Source organism: Candidatus Zixiibacteriota bacterium (assembly GCA_020853795.1).
Taxonomy (GTDB): Bacteria; Zixibacteria; MSB-5A5; order CAIYYT01; family CAIYYT01; genus JADJGC01.
The window spans coordinates 1-10,447 of sequence record JADYYF010000068.1 but is presented as its reverse complement, the minus strand read 5'-3'; the positions used below and the strand labels follow the sequence as shown (position 1 = coordinate 10,447).

Annotated in this window: 5 protein-coding genes; all 5 read right to left on the bottom strand. The window is 58.4% G+C overall.

The window, feature by feature from the left end; translation table 11 throughout:
• Window positions 1-2,108 (bottom strand): beta-galactosidase (locus IT585_04985; GenBank protein ID MCC6962588.1); only part of this gene is annotated, 2,108 nt, incomplete at its 3' end.
• Between the two features lie 191 nt (window positions 2,109-2,299).
• Window positions 2,300-3,163, bottom strand: a complete 864-nt coding sequence (locus IT585_04980) for a T9SS type A sorting domain-containing protein (protein MCC6962587.1) — start codon at window positions 3,161-3,163, stop codon at window positions 2,300-2,302.
• 222 nt (window positions 3,164-3,385) lie between these two features.
• Window positions 3,386-5,755, bottom strand: a complete 2,370-nt coding sequence (locus tag IT585_04975; protein MCC6962586.1) for a S8 family serine peptidase — start codon at window positions 5,753-5,755, stop codon at window positions 3,386-3,388.
• Window positions 5,756-5,984: 229 nt separating this feature from the next.
• Window positions 5,985-9,116, bottom strand: a complete 3,132-nt coding sequence (locus tag IT585_04970; protein MCC6962585.1) for a hypothetical protein — start codon at window positions 9,114-9,116, stop codon at window positions 5,985-5,987.
• A 587-nt stretch (window positions 9,117-9,703) separates the two neighbouring features.
• A partial coding sequence (locus IT585_04965; protein ID MCC6962584.1) for a hypothetical protein occupies window positions 9,704-10,447 on the bottom strand: 744 nt, incomplete at its 5' end.

The window sequence follows — 10,447 nt, the reverse complement described above, 5'->3', positions numbered from 1 at the left end:
TCGCGCAGCTCGTCAGCGGTAGTGATGATCTCTTCGTTGGTGAAGATGTCGACGAGGCGGACCTTGTTGCCTTTGACGCCGTACGCTTTGAGGTCGACCTGCAAGACGACCTTGGTCGGCTGCGGCTTGGCACGACGGAAGATCTGATTCGGCATCGAATTGAGGATGTATAGCATGCAGCTCTTCTCGCCCTTGTGCAAGAAGACACGCACGTTCGGGTGCGATGTCTGGATCGGGAATTTGACGCCGAGGTCGCTGAGCAGGTTCTGGAAGAAGTTGATCTTCATGTGATTGCCCTGCGACGAGAAGTCGAAGGTCAACAACACCACTGTGCCCTTGAATTTATTGATGACCATTCCGACGTTCTTCTTGGCATAGGTCGCGAGTTTCTTGGACTTGCGCGCGGTCGAGTTGATCGAGCCGAAGACGTAGGATGGGAACTTGTCTTTGCTGGTCACGACGGTGCCGATTTTGCCGAGCGCCTGCGTTTTGCAGTTGATCGCGTTGGCCAGCACCTGGCAGTTTTGCATCTCGGAGTTGAAGCGCGGCAGCAGGCCGACCAGAATCAGGTTGGCGCCCTCGCGCGCCTTCTCGACAAGGAATTCCTGTTTCTCCTCATCCATGATTTCGGTAACCGGGACGATCAGGTTCTTGACGCCCTCGAAGGAGGCGGGGCTGTCGAGATCGGGGATGATGAAATCCTGTTTGAGACGGTCGAGGTCGCGGCCGATTTCGGCCATGGTGAATTCGTTCAAGGTCTGGACATAGTGGTAGGGACCGGGATCCTCCAGGAGCGAGAGCCAGTTGTTGAGACGGTGCGCCGCGATGGCGACGCTGACCGGCTGCTGGAAGGTGCCGATGTCGATATGGCTGAGCGAATGCATGTAGCGGCGGACGACTTCGAAAGATTCCTGGATCGTGCCGTCGTTGGCCATCGGCGCGTCGTACCAGTTTTCAGTTTCGACGAATTTGTACTGATTGACGCCCTTGATGCCGCCAGCCAGGGACAAGGTCAGGATATACTTGGAGGCATCGGCCGTGATCGGGAAATGCTTCTTGGTAGTCGCCATGTCCGCGGTGTGATTGCCGAGCGAGATGGAGGATGCCCACGGGAACTCAGAGTTGGCGCGCAGATAGCGAATCCGCTGCAGCATGCCGGTCGAGGAGGTATCCCAGGTGATCTGGATGGTCGGGAAGACTTCCCCGTCGACCGAGACGATCGGCGTCATCGGCGCCTGGAAGTTGCGGTGAAATGCCAGGGTCTGGTAGAACAAGGGTTCGCACTGGAAGCTCTTGTAGAGATCGATCATGTGCGTGGCATTGTCCTTGATCAGCCACTCCTTGAAGCGGAACCAATCCATCATCTTGGTGAAGGAAATATCCTTGGCGATGATGAAATCCTTGGGTGGCTTGACGGCGGTAAAGTCATTCGCCGAATCGCCGTAGGCGGCATTGAGAGTACGAATGTCGCCGTAGCGTTTCTCCAGAAACTGCGGATACAAAGAACCGACAATGTGCGGATTGTAATCAGACTTCCACGGATAGGGATCGCCGCCAAAGTAGGTGCCGGGATCAAGCTCGACCAGGAACAGGGGACCGCGCGGATAGATGTAATTCTTGACGATTTCCGTCAGGCCGTTCAGGTAGTGCTTGACGAAGTTCTGCATTCGCGGGTGCGGCAGCGACGGATAGGTGAAATCGGGGGTGCCGTCGGACAGATTCGTCTGCGTGACGGCGCCATTGGAATCAAGCGCAAAGATTTCGGGATACTTGCTCAGGAACGGGGGCAGGCCGCCGTTTGGCAGTTCGGCGAAAGCGATCGGCCCCGGCTTGAGGATGATCTTGAAGCCGAATTCGCGAGCCAGTTCGATGAAGACGATCAGGTCTTTGGTTTGATCGGTGAATCCGGAGAAGTCGAACTCGCGGTGACTATCCTCGTGTAGCTGCCAAGGGATGACAGTGGAGATGATGCGGAAACCGGCACGGCGGATGCGTTCGAAGCAGATCGACCAATACCGCTTGTTGACCCTAAAGTATTGGATCTCAACGGCATAGGGGGAATACTCCTCTTTGCCGATCGTGAATTTATGTCCAGTTACCGCTATCATGCCCTTAAAAACAGAGCGCCATATTAACACATAAAAATGGACAAGTCAATGAAATTATAGCGACGGATGCATATTAGGTTAAATGTTAATCCACCAATGACTTATGATGTGGATAACTCATATGAGCAAGGCGATAAAAAAAGCCCTCTATGATCGCTCACAGAGGGCTTGAAAGCTCGAAACAGAGCTAACTACTTCATTAGCATCATCTTCTTGGTAGCCGTGAAGTCGTCGGCAGTCATGCGATAGAGATAAACGCCGGAGGCAACGGTCTTGCCAGTGTTGTCGGTGCCATCCCAAGTGACCTTCTTGTAGCCCGCCGAGAGATACTCGTCAACGACGGTCTTGACCTTCTGTCCAAGGATATTGAAGATCTCGACTTTCACGTTTGCCGACTTCGGCAAGGCAAAATCGATAGAAGTTGACGGGTTGAAGGGGTTCGGATTGTTCTGGCCAAGTTCAAACGACTCGGGGAGGACGGGGCTGTCGGACTCGTAGACCGGGAGCAAGATATCACGACCGAGGCTGTGCTTGTATTCCGGACACAAATCGCCGCCGGAGTTCTTCGCAAGGACAAAGGGGCCTGCCGGCGGGAAGAAGATTGAATCGATATTGAAGCGATCTGTGGTTGCGCCTGTTTTAATCTTGAAGTAGACAGTGTATACCGTCTTGGGAGAGGCCGAAGCCGCGATCTGGCCAGCCGCCAAGTTGATTACTCCCAGGCCGACGATATTCGACGCCAGGTTCTGCGTGTTGACCAACTGGATAAATCCGAGGGCCGCGATGGCCGGATCGATCTTTGCGGAAGAAAACTCAATCTTGCTGTTATTGCCGCTCCAGGTAAGTCCGAGAGAAAATCCACCCAAAGCCTCATCGTTATAGACCTGAATCGGCACGCCGATTGAGTCACCCTCAACGATCGCCACATTCTGCTGAATCACAAATACGGTGTCACGGTTGCCCGGGTCCGTGGTACACTGCGCAAACACGAGCGTGGTCGGCGCTGCAATGGCCAACAAGGCCAAGATCATCAGAGCCTTAATCTTCCAGTTCATCTTACCTCCTATGAAGGTCACAATCCAATTTCCATTTCGTATGCGGGCGGTGAGACAGAGATTGACACAAACTTGTCAAGTCGGTCGGTTCGCGGGCGCCCGCTGAATCTTAGGACGCTAAGTTCTGCCTATATATCCATTTAAAAATATCAAGTCAAACAGTTTTTTGCCACAAAAAATCTGGAGGTTTTTGCGGTCAAAACCTTGTCGGACAAAGTCGCTTCAAATTCCCGGCGCCGGCCCGCCGCCGAAAATGTAATTGATCAAGAAGACGGCGTCGGAAATGTTGACGGCGCCATTGGAGTCGGCGTCGCCGTTGTACAGCGGTGGCGGCGGTCCGCCGGCAAAGATGTAATTGATCAAGAATACGGCATCACTGACGGTAACCGCGCTGTCGCCGTTGGCATCCCCGCGCACGCCGCCGTTGACGGTGAAGGTCCCGGCAATAATCTCCGGGAAGTAATCGCCGGCCGGAGTTGCGGCGGTGAACTGGTAGCTGGAATAGCGCGTGGTGTCGACGACTGCCTGCCCGAGCAGCGGCGGCGCAGCGGTCTGGCTGAAGTACAGTCGCATCAGGACGCCTTCGCCAGCCGGCAGTGGCGGTGAGCCGAGCCCGGCATTGGCGGTGAGTTGAATTGTCGCGGTATTGGTACCGGGCGGATTGGACAGAATCGTGACGGCCTCGAAGTGAGCGGCGCGCCGGCCGACGCGACTGATCGAGTCGAGCACGAGATCCATGTTACCGGCAAAGCTGATCGGCAGTCGCAAGGAACTGATCGGGGCGAAGTTGCGCAGGCGGACATCGCAATAGAGCGGCTGTGTGGCATGGCCGACGAAGTCGAGGAACTCGAGTGTATCGGAATGCACGATGACGAAGTCGGGGTGGGCGGTCACATACTGCCCGGACGGACCGGTTGCCACCAAGGTGACGTCATAGGCGCCGAGCGCGTTGTATTCGTGCATGACATTCTGACCGAGTGCGCTGTCGCCGTCGCCGAAGTACCATTTCCACTCGTCGATGATCGTGCCGATGGACCCGGAGAACGAGACTTGCAGCGGCGGCAGGCCGATGCGTTCGTTGGCCGACATCTGGGCGACGAAGACCTGATCGAGGGCGAGCCGGGCATTGACGCGACCGCTGCCGAGGAGGCCGATATATGAGGGATTTTGTGCGTCAATATTATCGGCGTTATTCAGGATCAGATCGACCACCTGCTGACGGGTAAGTTCGGGTTGGCGAGCGCGCAGCAGCGCCGCGACTCCGGCGACGTGCGGCGAGGCCATCGAGGTGCCGCTCAGCGAGGCGTAGGTCGGCGTGCCGTGGTTGGAGTAGGTCGAAGTGATGCTGGAGCCGGGGGCGGAGATATCGACATAGGTACCGTAGTTCGAGAAGGAGGACTTGGCGCCGGTCGACGCCAGCGACGCCACCGAGATGACATCGGCGCGCGTTGAGAGGTAGCCGGGAGTCTGGTTGTTGCTGTTGCCGGCGGAATTGCAGACGATCATGCCGGCGTTGGTGGCGTTGGTGAGGGCGGCCGCGATGCCGCCGGAGTTGGAGGAGCCCCAGCTGCAGTTGACGGCGGTGACGCCGATTTGTGTCGCATAATTGAAAGCTTGCGCGGCGAAGTCCATCCGCACGTAGCCGGTCTCATTGCCGCTGGTGTTGGCCTGCGACCAGCCGATGCGCAGCGGGACGATGCGACAGCCGGGTGTGCCGCTGCCCCAGCCGCCGGCGACGCCGGCGACACCCACGCCGTTGTTGGTGATGGCGGCCATTGTGCCGGCGGTATGAGTGCCGTGGCCGTTGAAGTCGATCGGGTCGTTGTCGGGGAATTGCCCATCTTCACCGGGCCACGCGTCGGAGACATCGACCCAGTCCCAGCCCCGGACGTCGTCGACGTAGCCATTGCCGTCATCATCCACACCTTCGGCGCCGTAGTATTCCTCCCAGTTGATCCAAACATTGCCGTTGATGTAGTCGGGCGGCGAGCCGCCGAGATCGGGGTGATTCCACTGTACGCCGGAATCCATGGCGCCGACCAGAATCGCGCTGTCGCCGCTTTCGACATCCCAAGCTTCGGGTGCATCGATGTCGCGATCTGAGGCTTGATTCAGACCCCAAAGGCTGCTGAACGAAGGGTCGTTGGGAATGGCCATGATCGGGTGAACACCAACCTTCTCGACGTGGCCAATCGCGGGGAGAGCTTGCAGCGCCTCGAGGGCGGCATCGAGCGAAACCTCTTCGGGAAACGTGATGCGGTAATATCCGGAAAGGTCGAGGTCGCCGCGTTGCAGCGATTTCTGAGTCTGGAAGAACATCCGCTGCAAGCCGTTCACACCCAGAGACGTGAAGAGCTGATCGACGTCAGCCAAGCCGGTCTGAACCGAACCCTTGCCAGTGCGGAAAGCCGACTTGGAGACTGATGCCTGAAACTCAACGACCAGCACGCCGGGGGCATAATACCAGTCATCTTTGAAGGAGTTGTCGGGCGCCACGACGGCGGTTGCCGGCGACGACGGGATGAGGCTGATGCCAATTGTCACCAGCAGGATGGACGGGATCAGACGCAAAAAAGTACGGGGCGAAGTCATGCGCGGTACCTCGATGTAAAGGCCAATTGATGTGACCAACTTAGCTCGTAAAGTCGGACTGCCCCGCTCCAACAAGATACTGCCGAAGTCACAATTTGTCAATTGCTTAACCGGAAGCGCGGCGCGCGGGTTCCGCGGGAAGGAAAATCAAAGGCCGCATTCGGTGTTACCCGATTGCGGCCGGCTTTATTGCAGTCTCGTCCGATGACGAGACCAGTCAATCAAGCGATTAGCAGCCAGCCGGAGCCGGACCACCCGCGAAGATGTAGTTGATCAAGTACACCGCGTCGGAGATCGAAATCGCCTTCGACCCGTCAGCATCGCCCAAGCAGGTCTGAGCCGGAGCCGGACCGCCCGCGAAGATGTAGTTAATCAAGTACACAGCGTCGGAGATCGACCAGGCGCCGGAGTTATCGGCGTCACCGCACTTGCAGGTCGCGCAGATTTGCGCGCCCGGCAGCAGATTGCGGACGCAGATGAACTTGTAGCCGCGATCGAGGGTGGCCTTCAGGCCGGCAAGCGTGCCGCCGGAGACCGGTTGACCGGCAACGACGACCGCCACGGTGACGGTGTCAGCCGCGGTCGCGACGGTCTTGCCGCGCGCGAGGACGAGCACGGAGCTTAAGTCCTCAGCCGGACCGGTGCCAGCGCCTGGATCCACGAAGCCCGGGGCGGTCTGGTACTGATCCTGAGCCAGAATCGACAGACGGTTCCACAGGGTGTCGTTTTCCCAGCCGACGGACGGATAGATGTAGGTCGGGTTATCGACGACGAAGCCGCCGACGATCTTGCCGCCTTCAATCGCGCCGCCGAGAGCGCCGTAACGGTTGATGTTGTTGGCCGTACCGCCCGGATAACCGCCGCGCTGATAGACCATGTACTTGGCCGCATCAACGCCGGAGTAGTTATCAGAGCCGGTATCGGACGGGACATCCCAGTCAGCGTAGTAAGCCACCGTGAGGTTGTTGACCGCGCCGGCCTTGGGTCCCTTGTAGATGTCGAAGACGCCCACGAAGAAGTTGCAGGAATCGGGAATCTTCGGCGCGAACCAGCGAACGTCGAACTGCAGAGTTGAGTCGCGGTTGTAGCCCTTACCGGTCGCCCGACGCTCGTTCGCGAAGGTGGTGGAGTCGCCGGTCATCGCCGCGGTCGCCGCGTACAGGAATCCAAACGGATTGCTGCCGGACGGTTCGGTGATGCCGGTGCCGCCGATATCGCGGAAGGTGGAGTGCGTCAGGTTGGTGGCGCTGTTGCCGAGGATCAGGAAGCCGTCATACATGTAGCCCTGCTGAGTGCTCGGCAGATCCGCGAAGTAGCTGAAGCGCTTGCCGTCAACGTTGGCCGCAATCTGCGAGGCCTGGTTGACATTCATCCGGGCGCAGGAAGTGCGAATGTCGAGATCCTGCGGCAGGAAGAAGTTGGCAAAGCTGTACAGTTCAACCGGGATCGCGGTAACAGCATTGACGCCCTTATCGGGGTCAGTGTAGGTCACGTTGATCGTGCCGGTCAGGTAACCGCCAGCACCGGGTGAGAAGCGCGCGGTGAAGCTGGAGGTATTGGTGCAACCGGCGTTGCAGGTACCGGCAGCGCCGCCCGGGAAGGAAATCCACGGCACGGTCGCGGAGACGGTCCAGTTGGTGGACGCGTTGCCGGAGTTGGTCAGCACGATGAGCGAGTCCTTCGTCGTTGCCGGCGCCACGTGGAACGGATAAGAGAATTCCGCCGGAGACGCCGAGAGATTGACGAAGGTGGTCATCGGGAAGCAGCCGACCGAGAGGTTCTTGACCGGGCTGTTGGTCCAGCCGCCTTCGGTCTGCACGATACCGCCGGCATCCTTGTCTTCGATGTACTGGATCCGCAGCGAGTCCGTGACGTAACGGGCGGACGAGGACCAGTGCTCGGAGAAGCACGCGCCCGCGGCGCAGCCGTTAGACGGGGTGTTGGTCAGGTTGACCGGGGGACCCCAGGTCTGGCCGAGGGTGCTCGAAGCCTGGGCGAAAATTTCGCCGTTCGAGAAATTGGCAGCCGAGCGATCGGGAGAGGCGGTCGTGCCCAGGAACCGGGTGTAAGTCAGGTAGAGCACCTTGTTGGCGCCCACCGTGCACTCGGTCAGGTTCATCTTGGCGATATTCAGGTTCCAGGCGCCGTTGTCGGCATTGTCATCAACATTGTTGGCTTCCGCCACCAAGCTCAGACACTGGGCGCAGTTGTCCCAGTGGCGCAGCTTGCAGACGTCGTTGGACGAGGCACCGCCACCGGCGGAGTCAAACGGCGGAGCATTCCAGGCGATATGCAAGCAACCGTCCGCCGTATAGAGAGCATCAACGTCGGTATAGGCGCGCTCGAGGGTGGCGCCGGTATAGTTGGAGACGTTGACCCGTGGACCCCAGCTGGTGCCGCCGTTGGTCGATTCGATGTAGACGACCTGGTTGTTATGCTGCTGTGTGCCGGAGGAGAAAGCATGGTCCTTCGGGCGCAAGTAGACGACAGCAACCTTGTCGGAATTCGGGTCGGCCGCGACCACCGGAGTGATGTTCCAGCAGGAGTCAATCCAATAGGCGCAGGTTGTCGCCGAGGCGGTGATGCCGGCATTCGAGCGATAGTAGACAATCGACTGCTCGTTGTCGCTAGTGTTCGGCGGCGATTCGGTGCTCACGGCATGGAGCACAGCCTGACCACCGATAATGTCCAGGGCAACGATCGGCCAAATGTAAGGGCCTTCCACGCCGCCGAGACCGGAGACGACGCTCTGGCAATTCGGGGCCGGGAAGACGAAGTGGTTGGCAAAGGCTGCGGCGCCGTTGGAGAAGTCGTGGGTTGCCTTGGTGCCGTTTTCGGCAACGCGGTGATAGGCAACGACGGCGCCACCAGAGCCGAGCGGATCGTAGTCGATGTTGCAGTAGCCGGAACCGGTGGTAGCCGGATCGACGGACGGCACACCGGCGGACGAGCCGCTGGTCAGACTGTAGCCGAAGTATTCAATGTAACGGTCACCGGTGGTGCTGGCGGTCGGATAGACCATCCAGGCGTTGTGGACCCAGCCGCCGCCGACTACAATTTGACGGCCCATCGAGCCGTTGTGCTGGTAGTCGAGGTAGGTTGAGCCGACGGTCCGAGTGCCGTTGGGGCTGAAGCCGAGGACCTGGGAATTGGAGGTCGCCGGTTTGCCCGAACCCGTGTAGTCGGCCGGAGAAACTTCTTCGGCACCGACGATTTTAGCGGCTGGAAGGTCAGTTCTCAGTTTGTACTGAGTGCTCCCCGCCGTCGCCGAGTTGACGGCTTTGGCCGCGAAGACCGAAGCGCCACCCAGGGCGATCAGGAATAGTGCAAGGGTGAGAAGGACCGTAATTTTTCTGGTCATCTTCTGCTCCTTTCAGAGTGGAACGTTGCAATTAAGAAACCGATGTCAATCAAACGCAAAATGCGTGGATGTCGTGCTGGGCGCATCACCTCCCTACTTTCGCCAAATCAACAGGCATTATGAAAGAATGTTGAAATTGAAAACTGAAAATGTTGGGACGCAGTTGCATTGCTTCACATCACCAGTTCCGATTGGTTTCGGACAAAATCCAGTACCCTAAGACCGGTACGCCGGGTGGAAGTACAAGGCGAGCCTTGCACACAACCCTAACCATCACTTCGACAGATTCAGCGTCTAGTCTTAGGACAAGTGAAGACCTATGAGTACCGCAAAATACGAGCGAATCCCGAGATTCGCCGGCTGGACCATTTTGCGATCACATACCGTAACAAAAATATTATAAGCCGATCACCGATTCTTGTCAACAGCTTTTTGGTCTTCTGGCGCCGGCAAAAAGGCAAAGTGACTCAACGATTTACAATCAGGACTCGAGTTAAACTCATTGCCAAATGCGGAGTGAAGAAAAGGCGGCAGATGTTGTCCACATCTGCCGCCATATGGGGGCTAAGATTGACTGACGGGCTCGGTCATTGCCCGCAGATGCAGTTTGGCGCGGGTCCGCCGCCGAAGATGTAGTTGATCAGATAGACCGCATCCGAAACGGAGGTGATGCAACTTCCGTCAGGATCGCCGCCGCGCAGCGTCGTCGGAGCGGGACCGCCGGCAAAAATATAGTTGATCAGGTAGACGCAGTCAGAGACCGAGACGATCTGGCTGCCGTCAGCGTCGCCGCAGATACCGTTGATAACGGTGATGACCACGGTGGCGGTGTCGGCTCGACCGTCATTGGAGGTCGCAACGAAGTTGACGGTGTAGACTGAATCTTGCTGATTCGCGATCGGGTCAAAGCGGAAGCTGCCGCGACCATTGGCGGAGTCGACCAGCACGCTGTTCCAGGGCAGGATCGGCGAACCGTACATCGAAAAGGTCGGCGGCGGCGAGTCGACATCGGTAGCGCGCAACCAGAGTCGCAGGATATCGTTGTCGACATTAACCTGGTAGGCGGCATTGAGCGGTGTGATCACCGGTGACTGCGGGCCGGCCTCGATGACGGTGATCGTCACCTGCTCGGAATCGGCGAGCGGCGGCGTGGCTTCGCGGACGCGGAACCAGACGTTATAGGATCCGGCGGCAGCAAAGCCCGGCGTATAGAGCAGTCGCGAGGTCGCGACGCCGGCGGGCTGTCCGGTCAACGCAGTCAGAGTCGCGCCGGCCGGCAACGCCGTCGAGGAGATGATCACCGGCAGGCCATCGGGATCGGAACCGGTGAT